Genomic DNA, 25,003 nt, shown 5'->3' with positions numbered 1-25,003 from the left:
GATACATATTGATACCTATTGCGACATATCACATATATCGTTGGGACTTGCGGAAAACCGTCGATGACCAAAGGAAATGGTGGAACCATTAAGTACATTTCGTACGTGAGAATCCCGTTTATCATGTGGACTTATAGGATCGGGTTTGGAACCATTCGGCAAGGAAAATGTCAAAAACTATTGACATCTATTGCCATTTAGCCGATATTAGAACTTGGAGGTAATAACCGATGGCAAGTTTCAATATTTCCCTTTCCGACGAACTCAAGAAATACGTTGAGTCCCAGATTAGGGGTGGCGACTACGGAAACGTCAGTGAGTATTTTCGGAGCCTAATCCGCGACCACCAGAAAAGGGCAGCCCAGGAACGCCTCGAGCTTCTCTTACTTGAAGGGATGGAAAGCGGCAGTGCTGGTCCAATGACCAAGACCGACTGGGATGAGCTTAGAGCAGCCGTATTGAAGCGAGCTGAAAGTAGGGGCAGGGAAGCTAGTGGCAGATTGAAGGGGAAGAATTCTTGAGCTCGCGAACTCTTCATGCATCTATTCGCAAAAAGCAAAGCGGAATCACCGTCACCACTCTTAATCTCTTGTCTGCAATTCCGGAAGAAGAGCTCTGGCTTGCTTCACAGCAGAGTGAGCAGACTCGCCGAGATTACCGCGAAGACGCACCTCATTTTGTAAAGACCATCGGTATTAGTTCTCGCGAAGATTTGCGCCAGGTTGACCGGGCGGCCGTCATTGCCTGGCAGCACGCGATGAAAGACCAAAACGCCAAGCCGTCAACGATTCGCCGCCGCTTGGCAGCGCTCTCCAGTCTCTTTAATCATCTTGTGCATGTTCGAGCCGCAGACATTAATCCTGTAAGAGAAATCAAAAGGCCGCGCATTAACCGCAAGAAGGGGACAATGGCCGCATTTTCCCCAAAGGAAGCCAGGGCGATACTCGACGCGCCCGAATCAGACACCCTTGCTGGACTTCGCGACCGAGCGATTCTGTCGGTCGGCTTCCAAGTCGATTGCAGGCGTTCAGAGATTGCCAGTCTCAAAGTAGATTCACTTCATACCAACGCCGGATATCCCTCACTTCGCCTTGTCCGTAAGGGGGGGGATGAGCACTCACTTGCTATTCATCCTAAAGGCGCACAGAGAATTCGCGAATATCTTGAAGCCGCCGGCCACGGTCAGGACTTCGAGGGCCCACTCTTTAGGCCGGTAAAGTCGAATAGTCCAGACTTGTTAGAACGAAGGTTCTTGAATGCCGATGTAATTGACCGCATTCTTCGCAAGTTTGCCAAAAAAGCTCTTGGAGTAGACCGGGGGTATTCTGCACATTCTATGCGAGCGACGTTTATCACGACGGCTCTTGAAAACGGGGCCAATCTGGAAGATGTTCAAGAAGCAGTTGGCCACGCTGACCCGTCGACAACAAAGCTATACGATAGACGAGGATACAACCCAGAAAAGGCAGCGTCCTTTTTTGCGAATTACTAGATCGAATGACAACTAATTTTGCATTAACTGAGGATACGGCACTGGATTTACCTCCGGAACTGAACCAAGCTGTTGCTGCGACCGGTGGTGGAAAGATTACAATAGTTGCTGGAGCCGGTTGTTCACTTGAGGAGCCAACTTCAATCCCACTTTCGGGAGATTGGGCGAAAGAGAGCCATGCTCGCCTTCTCGCGGACGGCTATCTAGTGGATGGTGAATGCACTGATCCGCAGGATCTTTCGTGCGTCGCCGACGCAGTCGCAGCCAGACATGGTGGTAGTCAGCGGCATCTCGTAAATCAGTTGATTTCTCAGTATCCTTCATTGAAGACTCCGACTCCTAACAAAGGACACCTGTTGGCTGCCGCCATGCTTTCAGAAGGCGCGATAGCTTCAATCGTGACGCTGAATTTCGATTTAGCTTTCAGTTACGCAATCGGCCAGCTTGGCGTTGAAAAGGAAGTTGCCATTATTGATGGCCCAAATTGCTTTGGGGACCAGAGCATTGTAAATCTGTACTACCTTCACGGAAACGTATACAGCAATCCTGAGGATTGGGTGCTCAGGTCCCAAGTAATCGAATCGGGTTGGAACAATACTTGGCAACCGGTTATAACGGCCAAGGTGCTTGCCACTCCCGTTATTGTGTTTGCGGGGCTCGGCACACCTGCCACCGTTCTTATCACCACTACCAAGCTTATTCGCGCCGCAATTCAAGGTTCCAATGGAACCTATAACATTTATCAAGTCGACCCTGGACCATCCGCAAATTCGCCTTACTTCAAAGAACTCCAATTGCCAGAAACTCACTTCATCAACGCAGGTTGGTGCCAGTTCATGGAGTATCTCTCAACACGTTTACTGGAAGAGCAAGTTTTCAAGCTACGTACCACAACGGAACAGATGCGCATTCGGGAATCCATCGCCCAGGAAAGCCTCCAACCGCTGTTGGATAGAATCCTGAACATCGGCCTCATTGGCTTTGGGTCAGTGCGAGCAATGTGGTTATTGCACAACAAGAGCTTTCTAAAACACATAGCGCAAAATGATGAATATATCTCCGATCTCCTCCTTGGTATTGCTATGATCGCCAGAGTCACTAACACGACACCAGTCATGTCAGAAGATGGCGTTGTTGAATTTCAACGGGGCAAATCGATCAAGGCTGTCTGTATCTTTGCATCAGGCAAGGGAACGAAGAGCCGAAACGTAGTAGAAGCAGAAATCCAGACGCGCCGGCGACGCCTCGGTGGTAGATCGATGGCTCCAAACTCTGCTATTTTGGCCGGAACTCGAGATGGTCTTGGACCTCAAGTTCCTGTACCTAAAGACATCGTCACCGGGGATTCGCAGGAGAACATTATGCTACCATCTTTAGACTTTCACTTTCATCATCTCGAAAATCTAAGGGCCAATCCAACTGATTGCACAATGGTCACAGCTTTATGAGTCAGTCCAGTTCGTTAACGTTAGCGGAGCTAATTTCCACCGCATCTGGAGTGTTAGAAAACTGCGGATATACACGTGCGCAAAAGTCGTTTCCTGAATGGGATACGACGGTCCGCCGGCTATTCGAAGATCAGTACTCAATAATTGGTATTGCTGCCTTTTCCACTTGCGCTAAGCTTATAGACTCTTGGTCCGCTCTGCAGGGCTCGCTAGTAGATGTCATGTCACAGCAGCTGGGCGTGGGTGAGTCGAAAGTCTGGGACGGCTATCTTATACTGCTCACCGCGGGTATTGCGCCATCCGGAGACCTTGAGATTCAAGCAATTCGGAGAGACACTACACGATTGAGAAAACTCGTCGCAACTGGCGATGATTTGACGGTGGCTGGAGATGTCGAACGAGTGTTGAGGCCACTTCTTCCGTTGAGTCAGGACCAGATTTCTGTTCAGCACTCAACTCTTGATCTTCTTCCAGAACTACTGCAGAAGAAGGACATTGGTAAACGCTATACCGGCGTATTGCTAAGAGCATTTAGAGAGAATAAACCTCTTCTGGAAGCTTTGCACAACATTAGGGGAGAAGAATGAGGCTAGTTTCTCTTGAGTTGTCCGGTTTCAGAGGGTTCACTGATGAATACATCATCGACCTAGATGCACAGGCAATAATCGTTTTAGGTCCAAACGGAAACGGGAAAACCTCTCTTTTTGACGCGATTCTTTGGACTATTACAGGGGCGATCCCACGTTTTAAGGGCAATGAGGGAGCAGTCGTGTCTAAATTCGCCAGAACTGGCCAAGCTAGGACTGTTCTCAAACTCCGATCAACCACAAAAAATACAACCGTGGCCATCTCCCGGACATTCGATGGTCAGAAATCAAGAGTTTCTGTTGACCTGGGTGACGGCAGGTTGATTCATGGACCTGAAGCCGAGGGAAATCTTATTTCGACAATTTGGCCGGAGGCAGCCCTTGTGTCGAACCCTTTCGAGGCGCTTGCTACAGTGCTCACGCGATCCGTCTATCTTCAGCAAGACCTGGTAAGAGAGTTCATCGACTCAACTGATAAGAACGAGCGATTTAATGCTGTCAGCGAACTAGTGGGAGCAGGAAGAGTGACTGAACTTCAGGCAAATCTCGAGAGGGAAAGGTTCGCTTGGAGCAAATCGATAAACGCGCAAATGTCCGATACCCAGCCACTACGAGCTCGATTGTCCTCTATGGAGTCTCGACTGGCTGAAATCAGATCATCAGTCTCAGCACAAGACAATGTCATTGCTCCCGTCGACTTTGAGAATTGGTTGCGTTCGATCCGCGATCTAGGAATTATGATTCCGGACCATCCTGTCGACCTCACAAATGCTTCGGCAGCTATTGACTCCGCCATTAAGGCAATTGACGCAGCCCGCCGGGCCGCAGAGCGGCGCGCAGATCAGCTGCTAAAGCTTCTAGCGGATATCAACGCATTCTCGCAGTTCCAAGTCCCGACAATCGAACCTCTCCTTGCGGCAGTTACCAACATTCGATCACAGATAGAAACCACTCGGCAACGACTCATCGAGGCACAAGATTTGGCATCACGCCATAGAAGGGCTCAGGCGGAATTGAAGGAGCGAGAGGAGCAGTTGCGTGCTCTTGCCGAGCTCGCTCTTCAACATTTGGGCGATCTTTGCCCTGTTTGTAATCAGTCGTATAACATCCCCACTACTCGGAACCGGCTGCAGAACTACTTGAGAACCAGTTCCGATACCAGCAAGTTGCCGGAGCACTCCGACCCAACTGAATTGCTCCTAAATGAGCTATCCAGTCAAGAGCGATTGCTCACGATTGCCAATCAGGACTTACTTAGCGCTAACCAATTGGCTACAGAAAGGTCACAGATAGAGGAACGAATAACGAACCAATGGGCCAGCCTTAATCTTACCCAGGACACCATATCCGAGCTGAGCGATGTGGTGACAAGAGCCCTTGCACAGACACAATCCACGATAGGGGGGCTCACGCAAGCCCAAGAGCTAGGTGAACGGTTGGCGCTGCGTGTTGCGCGATCACATGATTCTGCTGCAATCCAGGAACTGGAGAAGGAGATTGAGTCCACTCGAAATAGGTTAAGCAGAATTGATGAGGAAGTCAGCGGACTCACCAAAACTCGGGACCTGGCCAGCAAGATCATCTCAGGTCTCAGAGAGACAGCATTGGAGGTCGTGTCTGCGCGAATCAGCGAAATTGAACCATTGCTAAGCAACTACTACGGCAGAATCGATGTTCATCCTGCCTTCAGGGCAGTTAGCTTTCTTACGAATCTGTCACACGGACATGGGCAACTGTCCGCAGTTGTAAAGGACCCCACGCAGGAAGTCGAATGCGACGTCCCTGGACTTGTGTTGTCCAGTTCACAAATGAACGCTCTGGCCGTGTGCGTATTTTTGTCTTTGAATCTTGGAGTCACATCACCGCCTTTGGACGTAGTAATTCTGGACGATCCATTGCAGAGTTTAGATGACATAAACTTATTGGGATTAATTGACTTGTTAAGGCGAGCGAAGGATTCGAGACAGGTTTGCATTTCCACTCATGATCAACGCTTTGGCCAATTGCTTACCAAAAAACTTCGCCCGAAAGACAATTCTCAACGAACAGTGGTGATTGAACTCGAAGCCTGGACCCGATCGGGGCCAACAATTTCCACTCGCGATGTAAAAGCTGACACGGTCTCGCTCCGACTAGCTTTGCCAAACCTCGGGACCCATCAACAGCAATGAAACTTGAGCAACTCCAGCAACATGCCGCAATTCGTGGCATCGTTCCAGACGCCACGGTAGTTGTCGTGAACGTCCAATGGTATGGCTCTGAAGCCTTAGAGCTAACCTACAAGACTTCTACAGGAAAAGTTGCGAACGAATTGCTGTATCGCCACGATGAGCCGCGCCTTGAACTGGTTGAGCACGGGAGACCGTGGAGTTTCGATGGTGACGGTGCACTCTTTCGACTTGTCTCAGAAGCCCAACGCATTCGATTAGCGCACTTGTTTGACCCAGTACTCGCAGTCCACACTTCCGTTGTCGATCCCCTTCCACATCAAATAACAGCTGTGTACGAGTCCATGCTGCCACGGCAGCCACTTCGTTTCCTACTAGCTGATGACCCAGGAGCAGGTAAAACCATCATGGCGGGCCTCCTGATGAAAGAGCTGATTGCTCGCGGAGACCTTCAGCGGTGTTTAGTCGTGTGTCCGGGTAGCTTGGCCGAGCAATGGCAAGACGAGCTCTACCGCAGATTCCATCTACCGTTTGAAATTCTGACTAACGATAAGCTTGAGGCCGCTCGTACCGGCAATTGGTTCTTAGAAACCAATCTAGTAATAGCGCGGCTCGATAAGCTGTCGCGAAATGAGGATGTCCAGTTGAAACTTCAGGCACCCGATTGCCATTGGGATCTGGTTGTCTGCGACGAAGCTCACAAGATGTCCGCCTCAGTTTTTGGAGGAGAGACCAAGTACACAAAGCGTTATCGCCTTGGTCAGCTTTTATCTGGTCTCACGCGCCATTTCCTCCTGATGACCGCTACGCCTCACAACGGCAAAGAAGATGACTTTCAACTCTTCATGGCCCTGTTAGATGGTGACCGATTCGAGGGTCGGTTCCGCGACGGCGTTCATGTAACCGACGTATCGGATTTGATGCGACGCATGGTAAAGGAGAACTTGATCAAATTCGACGGTACACCACTCTTTCCGGAACGAATAGCTTACACAGTTGCATACAAACTTTCGCAAGCCGAGGCGCACCTTTACAAAGTGGTAACCGACTATGTGCGCGAAGAATTCAACCGGGCGGAAGCACTCGAAAACGATAAACGCGCAGGCACTGTAGGTTTTGCTTTAACCATATTGCAGCGCCGTCTTGCCTCGTCTCCGGAAGCTATTTACCAGTCACTGCGCAGGCGAAGAGAACGTCTCGAGAGTCGCCTTCGGGAATTGGAGATTCTCCAGCGCGGCAATATAGCGACACCTGTAACCAGTCCAGAAAGTCCATCCTTGGATTCCGAGGATATAGAGGACCTTGAGGACGCTCCGGATAACGAAGTTGAGGCGACAGAAGGGGAGATTTTAGATCAAGCCACTGCCGCTCGTTCAATTACCGAATTGAAGATAGAACTTGAGACGCTCAAGACACTTGAAGCTCTCGCCCTAGGAGTTTGCCGAAGTGGAACCGACACAAAGTGGCGTGAGCTGGCAAATCTACTTAATGAGATATTCACAACCAATGGCGATACTTCTTCTGCTGAAATTGTGTCCCATGCTTCTACGAAAACCCAAAAACCGGTTTCATCACCACACCAAAAACTAGTCCTCTTCACTGAACATCGAGATACACTTAAATATCTCGAAAATCGCATCACTACGCTACTCGGTCGAAAAGAAGCTGTGGTCACCATTCACGGGGGAATGGGTCGTGAAGAACGCATGAAAATGCAAGAGTCTTTCAAACATGACCCTGAGGTACAAGTCCTCCTCGCCACAGACGCTGCAGGTGAAGGAATTAATCTCCAGCGAGCTCACTTAATGGTAAACTATGATCTCCCGTGGAATCCTAATCGAATTGAGCAGCGATTCGGAAGGATTCATCGCATTGGTCAGACCGAGGTATGCCACCTCTGGAATTTAGTCGCCGAAGAAACCCGTGAGGGCGACGTCTATAGAAAACTTCTTGAGAAACTTGAGCAAGCCCGCCAGTCTCTCGGCGGCCAAGTATTTGATGTACTAGGCAAGCTCCAATTTGAGGGGAGACCGCTTCGAGACTTGCTGATAGAGGCTATTCGCTATGGCGACCAACCAGAAGTCCGGGCTCGACTCACAACTGTACTCGAGCACGCCTTTGACCACAAGCAATTACAGGAACTTTTGGAAGAACGATCTTTGACTCATGACTCAATGGATGTTAGCCGAGTTTATCGCATACGCGAAGACATGGAACGTGCTGAAGCGCGACGCCTTCAACCTCACTATATCGAATCTTTCTTTCAAGAAGCTTTTCGCCAACTCGGAGGAACATTTAAGCAGCGTGAACCGCGTCGCTACGAGATCACCCACGTCCCTGCACCAATACGAAATCGCGACCGACTAATTGGTATTGGTGAGCCGGTGCTGCCACGTTATGAACGCATCGCCTTTGAAAAGGCGCTGATTGCGCCGCAGAGGCAAGCCTTAGCTGCGTTTGTCTGTCCCGGCCATCCGCTGCTTGATTCCGTAATCGACCTCACACTAGAACGTCACCGCGATCTCCTTAAGCGCGGTGCAGTGCTAGTTGATGAACGTGACTTGGGCACTCAGCCGCGCGTTCTCTTCTATCTCGAACATGCAATTCAAGATGCCAGCATCACCCGCATTGGGGACCGCAGAGTAGTTTCAAAGCGAATGCTCTACGTCGAAGTTGATTCTAACGGCAAGATGAACAATGTTCACTATGCTCCGTATCTTGACTATCGCCCGTTAGCAGAAGGGGAGCCAACGACCAACACAATTTTAGACCGGCCCGAGTGCGTATGGATCACTCGCGACCTTGAACAACAAGCTCAGGGCTATGCTATTGCAAGCGTCGTTCCAGAGCACTTACATGAGATACGCGACCGAAAGTTGAAACTAATCGCCAAAACAGAAGCCGCAGTCAAAGACCGGCTCACCAAAGAAATTACCTATTGGGATCACAGGGCAGAGCAACTTAAGCTCCAAGAGCAGGCAGGCAAGCCTAACGCAAAGCTAAATTCTGGCGAAGCGCGCAAACGCGCAGATAACTTGCAGGGACGCCTGCAAAAGAGACTCGAAGAGCTCAAACTTGAAGCCCAAATTTCACCACTCCCGCCTGTAGTCCTTGGCGGCCTGTTGGTAGTACCAATAGGACTCCTTGCGCTCATGGAAGGAAGAAAGAAATTAACTTCAGTTACAGCTACTGACACGCAAGCAAGCGCTGCGAGGGCGCGAGCAATTGTTATGGAAATTGAGAAACAACTTGGCTTTGAGCCGACTGATAGAGAACTAGAAAAGCTTGGATACGACATTGAGAGTCGAATCCCGCGAACAGGAAAACTGAGGTTCATCGAGGTAAAAGGTCGCATCACAGGTGCTCAGACTATTACAGTCACTCGCAACGAGATTCTCTACTCATTGAACAAACCTGAAGACTTCCTCCTCGCTATAGTCGAATTCATCGACGAAGAGACTCACCATGTTCACTATCTTCGCCAGCCATTCCGCCGGGAACCGGACTTTGGTGTGACAAGCGTGAACTATGACTTTGCTGAGCTACTAGCACGAGCGGAGGGGCCCCGATGACTGTATCTGAGCACCAAATCGACGAATGGCTTCTCCAGAGAGAGAACGAGCACCTCGAGTTCAAAGAGGCAAGGAATAAATTCCACTTTGAGAAGCTCGTGAAATACTGCGCCGCGCTTGCCAATGAGGGCGGTGGATCAATCGTTTTAGGCGTGACCGACAGAAAACCTCGACTTGTTATCGGAACGACCGCATTCGGGAATACTGAGCATACCAAGGCCGGGCTGGTTGAAAAGCTGCGGTTGCGGATTGACGTAGATGAAATTCAGCACCGAGACGGCCGAATCCTTGTATTTACAGCGCCTGCTCATCCCGTTGGATTGCCCATTCCGGTAGACGGAGCATACTGGATGCGCGCCGGCGAAGATTTGGTGCCGATGACTCCCGACCAACTACGGCGGATCTTCGACGAGGCGGGTCCAGACTTCTCCGCCCAGATATGCCCAGCCGCTACAATCGCCGACCTCGATTCGGGGGCGATTGAGAATTTTCGCCGTCGCTGGCACATTAAGGCAGCGCGTGAGGATATCCTCCAGTGTTCAGTGGAACAGCTGCTTCGTGATGCCGAACTGGTATCCGATGAAGGCGTCTCCTACGCGGCCTTAGTGCTCCTGGGTACTCGAGTGGCAGTTGGCCGTTTTCTTGCGCAAGCAGAGTTGATCTTCGAGTATCGGTCATCTGAAACGGCAGGTCCTGCAGCTCAGCGGGAAGAGTTTAGAGAAGGTTTTTTCCTCTGGTACGACCGCTTGTGGGAGTTGGTCAATTTGCGCAATGACCGGCAGCACTATCAGGACGGACTGTTCATGATAGACATTCCGACCTTCAACCAGGGCGCTATCCGTGAGGCAGTCCTTAACGCTGTGGCGCATCGCGACTACAGGCACGCCGGTTCAATCTTTGTGAGGCAAATTACTCAGCGGATTGAAATCGTGAGTCCAGGGGGGTTCCCGGAAGGTATTACTACTGACAACATTCTTGATCGCCAGCTTCCCAGAAATCGTCGTATCGCCGATGCACTCGCGCGCTGCGGCCTCGTAGAGCGCGCCGGCCAGGGTGCGAACCGTATCTTCGAATCATGCATTCGCGAGGGAAAGGCTTTGCCAGATTTTACAAACACTGATGAGTGGCAGGTCTCGCTAACTTTGCGTGGTCAAGTGCAGGACGGGCGATTCGTTCGGTTTCTCGATAGCGTTACAAGTGAAACACAGATCTCATTTGACACTCGGGATCTGCTGATTTTAGATCTGATTCATCGCGCCGCAGATATTCCTCAGGATTTGAGACCGAAATTGCACCAGCTCTCTGAGTTGGGTGTCATTGAGAGTGTTGGCCGCGGAAGAGGTACCCGTTATCTTCTGAGTAGGCGTTTTCACGCTGAGCTTGGAGAACGTAGTGCGTACACGCGGCGGCGCGGTCTTGATCGTGAAGCAAACAAGGAACTTTTGTTTTACCATCTTCGCGATCACGCAGATTCTGGTTGCCAGATGGCCGAATTACAAGAGGTCTTGCCAGCACTGTCGCGGGCCGCAATCAGGAGGCTGTTGGATGAGTTGCGGCGAGATGGTCGTGTAAAACTCGTAGGTGAACGTCGCTGGGCTCGGTGGTATATCGCTAACCATGCCGGGCGAGCTGGCGATTGACTGGCATAAAGAGATTTAGTGAGCCATAGAAATGAACCATAGAAAGCTCGAATGTCATATATTGCGTTGTAAGGCAACGAGTTATATGGAACACCCTTTATTACTTATTTGGAAACCATAAAATGACTGCATACAAGAAAAAACTCATCGAAGTAGCTCTACCACTAGAGGCAATCAATATTGCGTCGGCACGGGAGAAATCCATCCGGCATGGGCATCCCAGCACCCTCCACCTTTGGTGGGCGCGACGACCGTTGGCAGCTGCGCGAGCAGTTATCTTTGCACAGATGGTAGATGACCCGTCAGCGCATCCAGATTTGTTCCCGACCGAGAAGGAGTAAGAGAAGGAACGCCAGCGGCTTTTCAAAATTATCGAAGAACTGGTCAAGTGGGAAAACACGACAAACGAAACAGTACTTCAGATGGCGCGCGAAGAAATCTGGCAGAGCTGGCGCTATACCTGCGCCGACAACAAAGATCATCCTCGCGCCAAAGAGCTCTTCGATCCCAGCAAACTCCCGGCCTTCCATGACCCGTTCGCGGGCGGCGGTTCCCTGCCGCTTGAAGCCCAGCGGCTCGGACTTGAAGCGTATGCCAGCGATCTGAATCCGGTCGCCGTGCTGATTAACAAAGCGATGATCGAAATCCCGCCCAAATTTTCCGGCTGTCAGCCTGTCAATCCTGAATGGCGGCAAAAGACCACCTCTGGACAATTGGGTCGCCAGTGGAAGGGTGCACAGGGACTCGCCGAAGATGTCCGCTATTACGGCCAATGGATGCGTGACGAAGCGGAGAAGCGTATCGGCCATTTGTATCCCAAGATAGAAATTACGACCGAGATGGCAAAAGAACGACCGGATTTGCAAAAATACGTCGGCCAAAAACTCACTGTGATCGCCTGGCTCTGGGCGAGAACGGTAAAAAGCCCAAACCCCGCGTTTGCCAATGTGGATGTGCCGCTCGTTTCCACTTTTATGCTTTCAACAAAAGCAGGTAAAGAGGCGTATGTCGAACCAGTAATTGAAAACAGTAGCTATCACTTCACGGTGAAAGCAGGCAACCCGAAGGACGTGGAAGCCGTGAGTAAAGGAACAAAACTCGCGCGAGCAAATTTCGTTTGTTTATTGTCTGGAACTCCAATCGCGGGCGATTACATCAAAACAGAAGGGCAGGCTGGACGCATCGGTTCGAGACTAATGGCGATTGTTGCCGAAGGAAAGCGCGGGCGAGTTTATCTCGCACCAACTTTAGAGCATGAGACCATCGTTGGCCAAGTTAAACCAAGGTGGATACCCGATGTTGAAATCTCAGGCAGTACGCAATACCTCGGCGCAAAACCCTACGGAATGACTAAGTTTTCCGACCTCTTCACTAATCGTCAATTGTTTGCGTTAACAACTCTTTCCGACCTTGTGCGTGAAATGCGAGAGCGGGTGAGGGACGACTCTATAGCTACCGGTCAAGCCGACGACGGTCACCGCCTTGCTGATGGAAGCACAACCGCAACTGCATATGAAGACGCACTCGCAGTGTACCTTGCCTTCGCAGTAGACAAAGGTGCTAACTACTGGTCATCTGTTTGCGCCTGGCATAATGGAGCAGAGAAAATGGTCTCAACATTCGGGAGACAAGCGATTCCTATGGTCTGGGACTACGCGGAAGCAAATCCCCTGAGTGAATCTTCCGGGAATTTCATGCTCGGAGTTGAGCAGGCCGCAAAGATGCTTCTTGCACTCGGCCTTGGCACACCAGGCTCGGCTTCACAAGCAGACGCACAACGACAAGAAATTGGAGTTTCAAAGGTAATCTCCACCGACCCTCCGTACTTCGACAACGTTCCATATGCGGATTTGTCGGATTTTTTCTACGTCTGGCTACGTCGTTCTCTGTCGGCAATCTATCCTGACCTCTTTGCTACAGTCACAGTACCAAAAGCTGAGGAACTCGTAGCTTTCGCTTATCGTCATGATGGCAAAGCAGGAGCTGAAACATTCTTTCTTAATGGCATGACACAGGCAATGCATCGACTAGCCGAACAGGCGCATCCAGCCTTCCCGGTCACCATTTACTATGCTTTCAGACAGGCCGAAACTGATGATGATATAGGTACTGCCAGTACTGGCTGGGACACTTTTCTCGATGCAATAATTCGGGCAGGTTTCAATATCAGCGGTACCTGGCCAATGAGAACCGAATACACCGGCAATCTCAAAACTAAACGCAACGCCCTAGCATCCAGCATCGTCATAGTGTGCCGCAAGAAAGCAGACAACATACCCAGCGCAACACGACGAGAATTAGTTACTGCGCTCAAGAGCGAATTGCCTAAAGCTCTCATTCATTTACAGGGCGGCAACATTGCACCAGTTGATTTGGCACAAGCGGCCATTGGTCCGGGCATGGCAATTTACACCCGCTATTCTAAGGTGCTCGATGCCGAAGGAAAGTCACTTTCAGTCCGCGACGCGCTGTCGCTCATAAATCAAACACTCGACGAGGCACTAGCCGAACAGGAAGGGGACTTCGATGCAGACAGCCGCTGGGCGCTTGCCTGGTTCGAGCAGTCCGGTTTCGATGAGGGGGAGTATGGCGTCGCAGAGATACTATCGAAAGCCAAGAATACAAGCGTTGCTGGCCTTGTAGATGCAGGAATATTGTCCTCGAGTAGAGGAAAGGTGCGCTTGCTAAAACCGAGTGAATTACCAAGCGAATGGGACCCTGAAAAGGACTCTCGTTTAACGAATTGGGAAATGGTCCACCACTTGATTCGAGTTCTCGAATCTGGTGGCGAACGTACGGCCGCAGCTCTCGCGGCAAAACTCGGCACCAAAGCTGAAACCGCCCGCGAACTATGCTACCGCCTATACACACTTTGCGAGCGCAAGAAGCGCGCATCAGAAGCGCTTTCGTACAACGCGCTCGTGCAAAGCTGGCCAGAGATAATGCGCCTCGCCCAAGAGGGGAATAAACCCCGCGGCGTTCAAACGGGATTATTCGCCAGCGAGGAGAAGAATTAGTTTATGGCTATCACTAATCATGAACGAGTCGGCAAAGCACTGGAGTTACTAAACCTCGGCCTCCTCCCATTCATTGAGCGGGAGATGAAATCAAACTTCGGCGACTCTTGGATAGATGATGCACGTGAGAGTATTCGTGCTGCCCACTTGGTTGTCAAAAATACTGGTGCCATAAGATGGGATACCCAAGCGATCCTCGCTGTCACTTCGAATCATTGGAATGCAGTCTTTAAGAAAACTCTTGGTCATGCTGAACGTTCACTAGTAAGCGAATTACGCGACATTCGAAACCGTTGGGCACATCAGGACACTTTTTCCACCGATGACGCCTATCGAGCCCTTGACTCCATAGGCCGACTGTTAACCGCAGTTTCCGCTGAGCAGGCAACTGAAATTGAAACGACGAAGATGGAGCTCTTGCGTCTCCGGTTTGATGAGCAAGTAAGAGGGGAGAAACGCAAGAGCGCCGGAATAGCAATCGAAAGTGGTGCTGCAAGCAACCTTAAGCCTTGGCGAGAAGTAATTACTCCACACAAAGACGTTGCAAGTGGACTCTATCAGCAGGCTGAATTCGCAGCCGACCTTTGGCAAGTGCATTTGGGGGAGGGGACAAACGAATACAAGAATCCGGTCGAGTTTTTCCGTCGCACATACCTCACAGAAAGCTTGAAATCCATGCTGGTTGGAGCAGTGCGTCGTCTTGCCGGTAGGGGCGGCGACCCCGTAGTCCAACTCCAGACTAATTTTGGTGGTGGCAAAACCCACTCGATGCTGGCTCTCTATCACTTGTTTTCAGGGATTGCTCCTAACGAGCTTTCTGGAATCGACGCGGTGATGAAAGAGGCTGAAGCCAAAACTCTTCCGACAGCTCGAAGAGTTGTCCTCGTTGGAAACAAGATTTCCCCCGGAAACCCCTCTACAAAACCGGACGGGACAATTGTCCACACCCTTTGGGGCGAACTGGCCTGGCAGCTCGGAGGCAAGAAAGCATATTCCCGCATCAAAGCCGACGATGAAAAAGCAACCAGTCCAGGGGACGTATTGCGGGAGTTGTTCAAAGAGTATGGACCGTGCCTCATCTTGATTGATGAGTGGGTAGCATATGCAAGGCAACTGCACGACCAAAGCGACCTTCCTGCAGGAGGGTTTGAAACACAATTTACTTTTGCCCAAGTGCTCACTGAATCAGCCAAACTTGTTAGTAACTGTTTGCTTGTTATAAGCCTTCCGGCCTCTGACACTCAAGGATCTCCGCACACACATGCGGACGACGTTGAAGTCGGTGGACAACGAGGTAGAGAAGCCTTAGACCGACTGCGGAACGTAGTTGGCCGCGTGGAATCATCATGGCGTCCAGCCAGCGCGGAGGAGGGGTTCGAGATTGTACGAAGACGCCTCTTTGAACCGCTTTCAGACCCGGCTCAATTCAAAGACCGCGATGTCGTGGCACGAGCATTTGCTGATTTTTACCGAACGCAACATCAGGAGTTTCCACCGGAGTGTCGTGATTCGGATTACGAAAAGCGCATCAAAGCAGCATATCCCATTCACCCCGAAATTTTCGACCGTCTCTACACCGACTGGTCAACCTTAGTTAAGTTCCAGCGTACGCGGGGAGTGCTCCGACTAATGGCCGCAGTTATTCACAGTCTCTGGGAGAAGGGGGACAAAAATCCCCTAATCTTACCGGCCAACGTTTCCATTGATGACCCACGCGTGCAGTTCGAACTTACGCGATATCTCTCAGACAATTGGGTTCCCGTAATTGAGAAAGATGTTGATGGTCCGAATTCATTACCACTCCGCATGGACAGCGACGTGCCTAACCTAGGCAAGTTTTCTGCGTGCCGCCGTGTGGCGCGAACAATTTACATGGGTTCTGCGCCTCTGACTCAAGCGGCACATCGCGGCCTTGAAGAGCGCAGAATAAAACTGGGTTGTCTCATGCCGGGTGAATCACCGACAGTTTTTGGAGACGCACTTCGCAGGCTCGCCGGTGCGGCGACTTATCTTTATCAGGATGGTCCCCGTTACTGGTATTCCACACAACCCACCGTTACTAAGCTTGCAGAAGACCGTGCCGAGCAACTAAAGCGTGACCCCGACAAAGTTGTTCACGAACTAAACCAGCGGTTGCGCGCGGACTTACGCAAAATGGGGGACTTCAACCGCATTCACCCCATGCCTCTTTCGGGGCAAGATGTTCCAGACGACCTTGATGCAAGACTGATTGTGCTTTCGATTGATCATCCCTTTACGAAAGAGCAAGCGAATGCGGCCGAAGCCTCAGCAAAGGCAATTCTCGAATCGCGCGGTAATACTCCGAGACTCTATCGCAACACGCTCGTATTTCTCGCCGCTGACAAGACACGATTGCAGGACTTGGACGAAGCGGCGCGCAAGTACCTTGCGTGGGATTCAATTCTTACAGAGAAGCTCACACTAAACCTTGACCCACAACAAGCGAAGCAGGCAGAGGCACAGAAGACTGCCGCTGATAGTGTTGTCACTTCGCGTATTCCAGAAACTTATCAATGGCTATTAGTTCCGACGCAATCCAACCCTAAAGCTGCTATTGAATGGCAATCTCTCAAGCTCACAGGATCCGACCCCCTTGCTATTCGCGTCAGTAAGAAACTGCGTAACGATGAACTCCTTCTTACGGGATTTGCCGCCACTAGACTTAAGATGGAGCTCGATAAAATTCCCCTTTGGAGAGGAGACCATGTCCCGGTGAAACAACTTGCCGAAGACTTTGCTCGGTATATCTACCTCTCACGACTCAAAGAGCCCTCTGTACTTATGGCTGCAATTCAGGACGGCATGGCTCTTCTGACTTGGCAGCAGGAGAGTTTTGCATTCGCCGATAGTTTCGATGAATCTACCGGCCGCTACCGAGGATTGCGTGGAGGCCAAGGTATTTCCTCACTTGATTCAGATTCTCCTGGATTGTTAGTAAAACCGGAAGTGGCGCTAAAACAGCTCAATGCAGACGCTGCAATACTTGCAAACAATTCAGAATCAACTCAGCCCACGAGCGCGGGCGATTCACAGAACAAGGGCAACGCTATTCATACTGAAAACTTGGCTCAACCAGTTGCGACCCGGCCTAAACGCTTTCACGGAACCGTTACACTCGATGCCGAACGAGTAGGTCGCGACGCGAGCAGAATTGCCGACGAAGTGATTGCACATCTAACCGGACTTGTAGGCTCCAAAGTCATGATTACCCTAGAAGTAGAAGCTGAAATTCCTTCCGGTGTTCCCGATAATGTTGTTCGCACAGTTACGGAAAATAGTAGGACACTGAAGTTTTCCAGTCAGGGGTTTGAGAAGGAATAGTTGATTTTAGCCCAGCCTCAACCAACACGCTGATCACTAAACTGCAAAATCCCCTTTGAAAATCGCCTCTTACTCGCGATATTTGGCCATGAGTTCAGCAGAAGATTCCAACAAAAACGCACTCGAAAACGGGGATGCTTACGGTGCCTGAAAATGTTACTGCGCGGGACACAAAAGATAATTGTTTGTCCAGCACGTTCGACGAATGGATACCGATTTCCCACGGGTTGGAAAAAACCGATTGCCGAAGGCCGTCTAATTCTCCAATCCCAATTTCCGGACGATGTCAGACGCGTCACAGCCAGAACGTCTGAATTTCGGAACCGTCATATTGTCGCGTTCGCCAATGCCTTCTTTATTCCCTATGCCGCACCGGACAGTAAAACCGAATCCTTGGCCAAAGAAATTGCAACTACGGGAAAGCCCTTATATACTCTTATCAGCCCCGAGACTGCCAATTTGCGAGCGCTCGGAGCCGCGGACATCTTGGGTTTTATTGATGAGAACTCGACAGATTCCGGGTTACTGAGTTAGCCGACCCCCACCACCGGAGGCGATCCAGCCCCCAAACCCATTGACTTTGGCTATCGCATGACTAACATTGGAAGTGGTACAACTAACGGGGGCAGGTCAGGTTTGCGAACAAATTCCATACCGTTTTTTAGACAATCCTTGAGATGATTTTTAAGATTCAGTGAAGCCTATTAATCGAGTGTGACGACCTTTGTCACCACGAGCTAAATGAGCAGACATTTGTCTTGTGACCATTTTGTGACCAAATGGAGAAAAGAGAGCACTAAGAGTGACAACCGAGACAAAGGAATACAAACATTCAAACTTGTTGCCTTTTAATGGATTACGACGTAATTTCTTGGCTGTCATAATCTTACCAGTGGTAGCTTTGGGAGAATCCCTACCTCTCCGCCAATTGGAAAATATTTCTGTTGGCTCGCCCTCTGCGAGGGCTCGTCAGCCCTTTTGCCCTTCAAATCGGAATGTTTTGTCTTTGTCCCGCTACTGCGGGACGGCCAGAAGAAAACTTTTTCTTAAGGGGATTGAGAAAATCTAAGTTATTTGATATCATAACTTTGAAAGTATAACACAAGTCAACGATATCAAAGTTTTGAAACTATGGCAACAATTGGTGAAAACATTAAGAAGTATCGAACTAAACTGGGGATCACCCAGGACGATTTGGTGCGAAAATCCGGCGTAAAGCACACAACACTTACCAAAATTGAAGGCGATTTTGTAAAAAAGCCGAGCGTTCAAATGATTGCCAAAATCGCCAAAGCACTCAGCGTTTCTATGAAAGATTTATTGAAATAATGTGATATAAAAAAAAGGCTAATTACTAATACTAATTATTAAGAAAGGAGGTAAAAAATATGAAGAAAATAACTTGTAAAGATCTTGGTGGTCCTTGTGATAAAGAGATCACTGGAAATTCATTTGAAGAGATAGGTCATAATTGCAGAACTCATGTAGAGGAACAAATGAATAGTGGCGATGAAGCTCATAAAGCTGCTGTTGCCAAAATGATGAATGCTTCACCAGAAGAACAGAAGGCTATGATGGCAGAATACGAAAAGAGATATAATGAAGCTCCGATTATGTAAAACAAAAAACACTGAATGGCGTTTTTTGTTTAGGGTCGGAACACATTAACTAACTTTAAAGGAAATCTATGTTAGAACTAATATACTGCTCCCCATTAGTGCGTAGTGGAGAAAGTGTCGGTGTGGACGCACGCACTTCTGTTTGGCGCGCTCCTTGGCCTTATCTCCTATGCGACCTACGACCTCACCAATTGATTAGCTTTCCTAAAGCTGTCGTTGCGAGACTGTCCTCCATATCTTGTACCACACCGCTTGCGGTGTGATCTTTCTGCTCCCCTCCGCCTACGAGAGGGAGAGGATTAGGGTGAGGGACAATAAAGAGAACATGAGATTGCCGCGCCTGCCCGCCGTGGAGGGTCGTTCCTAAGAAGCCGCCTGCCCGCAATGACGTGCTGGGGAATTTGTTGGCGCACGATGCTTTCGAGTCCGCCACAGGTGGGACGTACGCCAACCATGGTCAAATCTTTGGTAATTGACACTCTACGGGCGCAGCCCTACCTTGGCATTCCATGAATATGCCCAACCTTCTGACGCTCTTGCGCATCCTGCTCTCTCCACTGTTCATGTTCTTTTTTGTCGTCGATAACTTCTATGCCAAACTTATCGGGCTGGCGTTGTTCATCGTGGCAGCCCTTACTGATTTCGCCGATGGCTACTATGCCCGCAAATATGGTATTATCACAGGCTTTGGAAAATTCATGGACCCGCTTGCGGACAAGATTTTGGTCTCATCAGCCTTAATCAGTTTTATCGCCCTCGGTGTGCTTTCTCCGTTACCGGTTGTGCTGATTGTTGGACGCGAATTTTTGATAACCGGTCTGCGCCTGCTTGCGGCCTATTGCGGAGTGGTTATTCCGCCGACTTGGGCCGCCAAGCTCAAAACTTTTTTGCAAATGACCGCAGTCGGGGTGGTCATGGCATACATTACCATAATCAGCGGCCTTGTCCATTACCAAAGTGATGCGCTGAAATATTTTACTTTCGACTATCAAATATATTTCAACTGGATGCTCTGGGCGACCGCTGTGATTACGGTTTGGACCGGGATTGACTATGTCATAAAATATTTCTATATGATTAAATCGGTATTACGTTAGGCCGTATGCAGACGACAAAACAAAAACTGGTTACCGCAGTTGCCACGGGCCTGTACTCGGGATATGTCGGGCCATGGACTGGGACATCGGGAACAGTGCCGCCCTTTCTGATCGCCTATTTTTTCATCCGCGATAACGATCTTCTCCTGCTACTCGTGGCCCTTCCGACAATTGGCATTTCGGTCTGGTCGGCAGGACTTGCGGAAAAATATATGGGACATGACAGCAAAAAGATTGTCATCGACGAATGGGCCGGATATTTTATGGCGATACTGTTTATTCCGTATTCGCTCGGAAATTATATTGCGGCCTTTGTGATATTTCGTATCCTCGATGTACTTAAATTGCCACCGGCGCGAGCCAGCGAGAAACTCAATGGCGGACTCGGCATCACGATGGACGATGTTGTCGCCGGACTGCAAAGTAATATCGTGCTGCATGTCTGGCTTCTCTGTTATCCTCTGGTCGCAGGGAAGTAAAAATAGGATGTATCTATTGATATGACCGTTGAAATAATTACAATAGGGGATGAAGTCACAACCGGACACACAGTCGACACCAACTCATCGACTATTGCCCGAAAATTGACCGATATCGGGCTTCAGATTAAATATAAGTCATCGGTCGGCGATGTGGTCGAGTCGATGGAAGAGGTCTTTCGTATTGCCCTGAAACGGGCCGAGATTGTCATCACAACCGGGGGACTCGGGCCGACAGACGATGACTTGACCAAACGCGCGATAGTAAAAGTTTTCAAACGAAATCTCATTTTCCATGAAGAAATCCTTGAAGATATGAATCGCCGCTATGCCGCACGCGGGATAGAAAATCCGGCTATCAATCAAAATCAGGCACTGCTTCCGCAGGGCGCAATCTTTTTCCCGAACAAGACCGGTTCAGCGGTCGGGATATGTATTCAGGAAAACGGCCGGATTTTTATTTCCCTGCCGGGTGTCCCGCGTGAAATGGAACAGATACTGCAGGACGAGGTCATTCCCTTCCTACAAAAGAATATGGTCAAAAGTTTTTCGACGATTATCAAACTCCGAACTATCGGCGCGCCTGAATCGAAATTAGCCGAGTTGATCGCGCCAAAACTGAAAATTGAGCCGAATGTTCGTCTTGCCTATCTTCCGTCGTATGGCGGTGTGGACCTTCGTGTGATTGTTACCGGCGACAGCCAGGAAGAGACCGACAAAAAAGCGCAGACTCTTATCCGTCACTTAGAAAAGGGGTGTGGGAAATATATATATGGCCGTGATACTGACACGCTCGAGGGTATCATCGGCCAGCTTCTTAAGGACAATGATAAAACGCTCGCGGTTGCTGAATCTGTCACCGGCGGCCAACTTGGGATGCTGATTACAACAGTAGCTGGCTCATCGAAATATTTTCTCGGCGGGGTTATCGCCTATACCAATGAGGTAAAGATGCGTGAGTCGAATGTTTCTGAAACAGTAATCAATACAAATGGAGCAGTGTCGGAAGAATGCGCCATTGCGATGGCCGTCGGAGCCCGGGGGCGATTCAACAGTGATTACGCGCTTGCTGTCACTGGTGTCGCCGGGCCGGATAGCAGCGAAGGACAAGCTGTCGGAACCACGTTCATCGCCTTGGCTTCGTCCCAACCGGCTTACGCCAAAAAATTTAACTTCGGGACTGATAGATTTCAGATCCGAACCCGCGCAAGCTACGCGGCTCTTGAGATTCTCCGCCGTGAAATCCTCGACCTGAAATCATGATCCGTCTTTTTATTGCCCTGACTATCCCTGAAGAGACCAAGAAATATCTCGCCTATATAATGAATGACTGCAAGAAGCAGGGGATACGTATTAGTTGGGTGGCGGCTGAGAATCTCCATCTGACCGTTCGGTTTCTTGGAGATACAGATCCAGAACTAATTCTGTCGCTGAATGGCATGCTCGAGTCGGTTGCCATGCGGTACAAGGCCGCTGAGTGTTCGCTGAAGATGGTCGGTGGGTTTCCTACACTGAAATCCCCGCGTGTTATTTGGGTTGGTCTGAGCGGTCAGACAGAGCGCATGTCAGCTCTGGCAGGCTCGATTGAAACCGCAGTAAGGGAACTTGGCCTTCCGCCTGGGACCAAACCGTTCAAAGCACATCTTACTCTTGGACGAGTCAAAGATCAATCTCTGCTTAACGCTCAACATCTTGAATTTATAGGGAAGTACCAAGTCGAAGATCGGATTGTGACTTTTGGGGAATTATCTCTGATTCAGTCGACTCTCAGTTCTCGCGGTTCGATATATGGGACGCTTCACTCAGTTCGACTGAGCAACTAATCTGAAATTGCATCGATATCGCCAATAAAAAAGCGGCTCTGAACGAGCCGCTTTTTCTTGTAAGGAAGTAAACTTACGAAAGTTACTTGGAGTTTTTCATGCGACGGACAATGCCAGCGCCAGCGAGGCCAAGGCCGAAGAGAAGCATCGAAGCCGGTTCCGGAACTTGATCGCCGGGGGTGGACTGGGCATCGTGCGAATAGGGAGCAAAGATTGATTTCCCGGCGCTGTTGGTGGCGAATGCGTCAAAGTGGACTGAGGCATAGCCCGATTTGATGGTGAACTTGAAAACGTTACCAAAGGCATTGCTTCCACCACCACCAGGATCGCCATTGTAATCCAAAACGCTTACATACGGTGAGGAGGTGGTTGCAGCAGCAAGGTAGGTTGTGTACAAGGTCGGGAAAATACCGTGCGGGCTAAGAGCTGCCGGTGTGCCGAAGAGCCAATCGCCCGCATTCTTGGTTGTTGTTACAGCCGCAGAGTTGGTGATTTCAAGACCGCCATTGATCGCGACATCTCCGCTTGCCAAAGAGGCGACGAGTGTGACATTGGTCAATTGACCCTTATTCAGGTTGGCGCAAACTACCCAAAGCTCGAATTCGCTTTGATCAGTGACCCAAGTTTCGGTCAGGGCGTCCCAAGTGGCATCGGGGCTGTACAGTTGGAGACCAGGTACAGCGAAGGCCGAGGTGGAAACCGCCAGTGTCAGCAAGGCGGTCAGGAATTTAATTTTCATTTCATGGTCCTTACATGTCTAAAATGTTTAAGAAAGTTCATATTTAGCTAAGTCAAGTACCGCAATTACCATACCAGAGGGAAAAGATTGCCCTGAGTTGGTCGGGATGATTTGAGTCCGTATTATGTATTTGTTAGACAAGGAGTTGCGATTGTTCTCATGTTTTTAACCTCACGTTCTATTTAATCCATTAAGCAATATATGCAAGCAAGTTACTGGTTTGCGGCAAAAGTGTGCAAAACTGACGGAAGAGAGAAAAGAATCGCTGAACCACAGTCCGCTGCGGCGGAATCGCTACAATACGAAGAGAGGACGTCAGGATCGCGGGGATCTGACCTACAAATATCGGAAATATGAGATTGCCACGCCCCTCTAAGAATCGGGGCCCGCAATGACGTAGTCTGTGCTGTCAGGCACCCCCGCCAGACAGTTTTATTATAGTGTCGGGCGAGGGCGTCCGACACCACGGTGACGTAGTGGGAACGGTTTGTGGGCACGGGGCGGGCAAAAACTGCTCTTCAGATTTACTGACATGAACTGTCAGTCGCGTAAACTATTATGAAGACAGTTTTAATGTGATATATTTAAGAAAGTAAAACATATAGTATGAGAGAACCGATGGCATATTCGAAAATCGAAATAAAGAAAGGGAAACCTGAAATGGCAACTGCGACTGCTGTAGCACCCGACCGGAAGAAAGCGCTCGACGCCGCGATCAGTCAAATTGAGCGATCTTTCGGGAAAGGCTCGATCATGCGTCTTGGAGACGGCACAATCGCCGATGTTGAAGTTATCTCGACTGGCTCTATCGGTCTTGATTACGCGCTCGGTGTATGGGGAATTCCCCGCGGGCGAATTATTGAAATATTTGGTCCTGAGGCATCGGGCAAGACAACTTTGACGCTCCATATGATCGCCGAGACCCAAAAGGCCGGCGGAGTGGCGGCCTTCATTGATGCCGAGCATGCGTTCGATGCCACCTACGCCAAATCACTTGGTGTCGATATCACCAGCCTGCTTATTTCACAACCTGACAATGGAGAACAGGCGCTTGAAATAACAGAAACACTTGTCCGCTCGGGCGCGGTCGACATGATTGTTATCGACTCGGTTGCGGCCCTGACACCGAAATCGGAAATTGAAGGGGACATGGGCGACAGCCACATGGGTCTTCAGGCGAGGCTCATGTCGCAGGCGCTTCGCAAACTCACCGCAATTACTTCCAAATCAAATACCGCAATTGTTTTCATAAACCAGATTCGTATGAAGATCGGCGTGATGTTCGGCAATCCGGAAACGACCACCGGCGGTAATGCCCTCAAGTTCTACTCGACTGTTCGTCTGGATATCCGCCGTATTGCGGCTATTAAAGACGGCCAGGAAATTATCGGTTCGCGAACACGAGTGCGAGTGGTGAAAAATAAAGTCGCCCCGCCGTTTCGTGAAGCGGAATTTGATATTATCTATGGTAAAGGGATTTCGCGCACCGGCGAACTTATTGATATCGCGGTAGACAAGGGGATTGTCGAAAAGGCTGGCTCATGGTTCAGCTACGGCACTGACCGGCTTGGGCAGGGACGTGAATCAGCGCGGAAGTTTATCGAAGAGAATCCAACAGCAATGGCTGAGATTTTCGAGAAGATAAAATTCGAATTGATTCAGTCCGGCGTTGCTATCGGGCGTCGCGGGTCGTCGGCCGAAGGGGGAGAATAGGGCGAGTTTTTTGCCGTTACATATTTATGCTTGATAAAAAAGGCGGCTCGAAAGAGCCGCTTTTTTGTTAGTGGGTGTGCAATCTTTCAGATGGTGCAGGCCAGAGACGACCTGCACGAAGATGAACTGAGATTGCCGCGTCGTGCCGAAGACGGCACTCCTCGCAATGGGCATAATAGCCAAAAAGTGTTGGTAAGTTATTCATTTTGGGCGGAGTTTACAGTACCATGCGAAGTCGTTTTCTCGGTTATGAATGGCCAGTCCTCG

At 49.9% G+C, this 25,003-nt stretch carries 17 protein-coding genes and 1 pseudogene; 16 read left to right on the top strand and 2 right to left on the bottom strand.

All coding sequences use genetic code 11. The features are described from left to right. Nucleotides 1-230: 230 nt before the first annotated feature. From SGI97_00165 to SGI97_00115, 11 genes and pseudogenes are all read left to right on the top strand, one after another. Nucleotides 231-521 carry a type II toxin-antitoxin system ParD family antitoxin gene (locus SGI97_00165; GenBank protein ID MDZ4722316.1) on the top strand — a complete coding sequence of 97 codons (291 nt, stop codon included), beginning with the start codon at nt 231-233 and terminating at the stop codon, nt 519-521. Continuing rightward, nucleotides 518-1,492, top strand: a complete 975-nt coding sequence (locus tag SGI97_00160) for a tyrosine-type recombinase/integrase (protein MDZ4722315.1) — start codon at nt 518-520, stop codon at nt 1,490-1,492. Before SGI97_00165 ends, SGI97_00160 begins: the two co-directional genes overlap by 4 nt. A gap of 5 nt (nt 1,493-1,497) precedes the next feature. Next, nucleotides 1,498-2,940: a hypothetical protein gene (locus tag SGI97_00155; GenBank protein ID MDZ4722314.1), complete on the top strand. Its 1,443-nt coding sequence runs from the start codon at nt 1,498-1,500 to the stop codon at nt 2,938-2,940. Nucleotides 2,941-3,161: 221 nt separating this feature from the next. Continuing rightward, the gene (locus SGI97_00150) at nt 3,162-3,527 is read left to right on the top strand and encodes a hypothetical protein (protein MDZ4722313.1); all 366 of its coding nucleotides are present in this window, start codon (nt 3,162-3,164) and stop codon (nt 3,525-3,527) included. Then, the gene (locus SGI97_00145) at nt 3,524-5,698 is read left to right on the top strand and encodes an AAA family ATPase (GenBank protein ID MDZ4722312.1); all 2,175 of its coding nucleotides are present in this window, start codon (nt 3,524-3,526) and stop codon (nt 5,696-5,698) included. Before SGI97_00150 ends, SGI97_00145 begins: the two co-directional genes overlap by 4 nt. Beyond that, nucleotides 5,695-9,267 carry a helicase-related protein gene (locus tag SGI97_00140; protein ID MDZ4722311.1) on the top strand — a complete coding sequence of 1,191 codons (3,573 nt, stop codon included), beginning with the start codon at nt 5,695-5,697 and terminating at the stop codon, nt 9,265-9,267. Before SGI97_00145 ends, SGI97_00140 begins: the two co-directional genes overlap by 4 nt. Next, entirely contained in the window at nt 9,264-10,907 is a 1,644-nt protein-coding gene (locus SGI97_00135) for an ATP-binding protein (GenBank protein ID MDZ4722310.1), read from the top strand. Before SGI97_00140 ends, SGI97_00135 begins: the two co-directional genes overlap by 4 nt. 122 nt (nt 10,908-11,029) lie before the next feature. Then, a pseudogene (locus SGI97_00130) lies at nt 11,030-13,924 on the top strand (DUF1156 domain-containing protein). 3 nt (nt 13,925-13,927) lie between these two features. Next, nucleotides 13,928-17,266, top strand: coding sequence for a Swt1 family HEPN domain-containing protein (locus SGI97_00125; GenBank protein ID MDZ4722309.1), 3,339 nt, complete (start codon nt 13,928-13,930; stop codon nt 17,264-17,266). Between the two features lie 1,131 nt (nt 17,267-18,397). Beyond that, nucleotides 18,398-18,595, top strand: coding sequence for a helix-turn-helix transcriptional regulator (locus SGI97_00120; GenBank protein ID MDZ4722308.1), 198 nt, complete (start codon nt 18,398-18,400; stop codon nt 18,593-18,595). Between the two features lie 59 nt (nt 18,596-18,654). Then, nucleotides 18,655-18,885 (top strand): DUF1059 domain-containing protein, encoded by a 231-nt coding sequence (locus SGI97_00115; protein ID MDZ4722307.1) that lies wholly within the window; start codon nt 18,655-18,657, stop codon nt 18,883-18,885. A 184-nt stretch (nt 18,886-19,069) separates the two neighbouring features. Here the strand turns inward: SGI97_00115 and SGI97_00110 are convergent, their stop codons facing one another. Next, nucleotides 19,070-19,318 (bottom strand): hypothetical protein, encoded by a 249-nt coding sequence (locus SGI97_00110; protein MDZ4722306.1) that lies wholly within the window; start codon nt 19,316-19,318, stop codon nt 19,070-19,072. A gap of 76 nt (nt 19,319-19,394) precedes the next feature. Here SGI97_00110 and pgsA point away from each other — a divergent pair, with 76 nt between their 5' ends. The 4 genes from pgsA to thpR are packed head-to-tail and all read left to right on the top strand — an operon-like array spanning nt 19,395 to nt 22,284. Beyond that, the gene (gene pgsA, locus SGI97_00105) at nt 19,395-19,982 is read left to right on the top strand and encodes a CDP-diacylglycerol--glycerol-3-phosphate 3-phosphatidyltransferase (GenBank protein MDZ4722305.1); all 588 of its coding nucleotides are present in this window, start codon (nt 19,395-19,397) and stop codon (nt 19,980-19,982) included. A 5-nt stretch (nt 19,983-19,987) separates the two neighbouring features. After that, on the top strand, nt 19,988-20,461 hold the full coding sequence (locus SGI97_00100) for a phosphatidylglycerophosphatase A (protein MDZ4722304.1): 474 nt from the start codon (nt 19,988-19,990) through the stop codon (nt 20,459-20,461). A 21-nt stretch (nt 20,462-20,482) separates the two neighbouring features. Next, nucleotides 20,483-21,724, top strand: a complete 1,242-nt coding sequence (locus SGI97_00095; GenBank protein MDZ4722303.1) for a competence/damage-inducible protein A — start codon at nt 20,483-20,485, stop codon at nt 21,722-21,724. Continuing rightward, nucleotides 21,721-22,284 (top strand): RNA 2',3'-cyclic phosphodiesterase, encoded by a 564-nt coding sequence (gene thpR / locus SGI97_00090; GenBank protein ID MDZ4722302.1) that lies wholly within the window; start codon nt 21,721-21,723, stop codon nt 22,282-22,284. Before SGI97_00095 ends, thpR begins: the two co-directional genes overlap by 4 nt. A gap of 82 nt (nt 22,285-22,366) precedes the next feature. Here thpR and SGI97_00085 read toward each other — a convergent pair whose 3' ends face one another. Then, nucleotides 22,367-23,023 (bottom strand): choice-of-anchor N protein, encoded by a 657-nt coding sequence (locus SGI97_00085; GenBank protein MDZ4722301.1) that lies wholly within the window; start codon nt 23,021-23,023, stop codon nt 22,367-22,369. Nucleotides 23,024-23,683: 660 nt separating this feature from the next. Here SGI97_00085 and recA point away from each other — a divergent pair. After that, complete coding sequence (gene recA / locus SGI97_00080) at nt 23,684-24,736, top strand: recombinase RecA (protein MDZ4722300.1); 1,053 nt, start codon at nt 23,684-23,686, stop codon at nt 24,734-24,736. Nucleotides 24,737-25,003: the final 267 nt, after the last annotated feature.

This window comes from Candidatus Zixiibacteriota bacterium, from assembly GCA_034439475.1.
In the GTDB taxonomy this organism is placed as follows: domain Bacteria; phylum Zixibacteria; class MSB-5A5; order GN15; family FEB-12; genus JAWXAN01.
The sequence above is the reverse complement of the archived record's forward strand: the minus strand, read 5'-3'. Positions and strand labels throughout refer to the sequence as shown.

Bases quoted from the DNA above. Each gene is read 5' to 3' on its own strand.
- SGI97_00095 (MDZ4722303.1), top strand. From the start codon at position 20,483: ATGACCGTTGAAATAATTACAATAGGGGATGAAGTCACAACCGGACAC.
- SGI97_00150 (MDZ4722313.1), top strand. From the start codon at position 3,162: ATGTCACAGCAGCTGGGCGTGGGTGAGTCGAAAGTCTGGGACGGCTAT.
- SGI97_00115 (MDZ4722307.1), top strand. From the start codon at position 18,655: ATGAAGAAAATAACTTGTAAAGATCTTGGTGGTCCTTGTGATAAAGAG.
- thpR (MDZ4722302.1), top strand. From the start codon at position 21,721: ATGATCCGTCTTTTTATTGCCCTGACTATCCCTGAAGAGACCAAGAAA.
- SGI97_00155 (MDZ4722314.1), top strand. From the start codon at position 1,498: ATGACAACTAATTTTGCATTAACTGAGGATACGGCACTGGATTTACCT.
- pgsA (MDZ4722305.1), top strand. From the start codon at position 19,395: ATGAATATGCCCAACCTTCTGACGCTCTTGCGCATCCTGCTCTCTCCA.
- SGI97_00120 (MDZ4722308.1), top strand. From the start codon at position 18,398: ATGGCAACAATTGGTGAAAACATTAAGAAGTATCGAACTAAACTGGGG.
- SGI97_00085 (MDZ4722301.1), bottom strand. From the start codon at position 23,023: ATGAAAATTAAATTCCTGACCGCCTTGCTGACACTGGCGGTTTCCACC.
- SGI97_00125 (MDZ4722309.1), top strand. From the start codon at position 13,928: ATGGCTATCACTAATCATGAACGAGTCGGCAAAGCACTGGAGTTACTA.
- SGI97_00135 (MDZ4722310.1), top strand. From the start codon at position 9,264: ATGACTGTATCTGAGCACCAAATCGACGAATGGCTTCTCCAGAGAGAG.
- recA (MDZ4722300.1), top strand. From the start codon at position 23,684: ATGGCAACTGCGACTGCTGTAGCACCCGACCGGAAGAAAGCGCTCGAC.
- SGI97_00165 (MDZ4722316.1), top strand. From the start codon at position 231: ATGGCAAGTTTCAATATTTCCCTTTCCGACGAACTCAAGAAATACGTT.
- SGI97_00140 (MDZ4722311.1), top strand. From the start codon at position 5,695: ATGAAACTTGAGCAACTCCAGCAACATGCCGCAATTCGTGGCATCGTT.
- SGI97_00145 (MDZ4722312.1), top strand. From the start codon at position 3,524: ATGAGGCTAGTTTCTCTTGAGTTGTCCGGTTTCAGAGGGTTCACTGAT.
- SGI97_00100 (MDZ4722304.1), top strand. From the start codon at position 19,988: ATGCAGACGACAAAACAAAAACTGGTTACCGCAGTTGCCACGGGCCTG.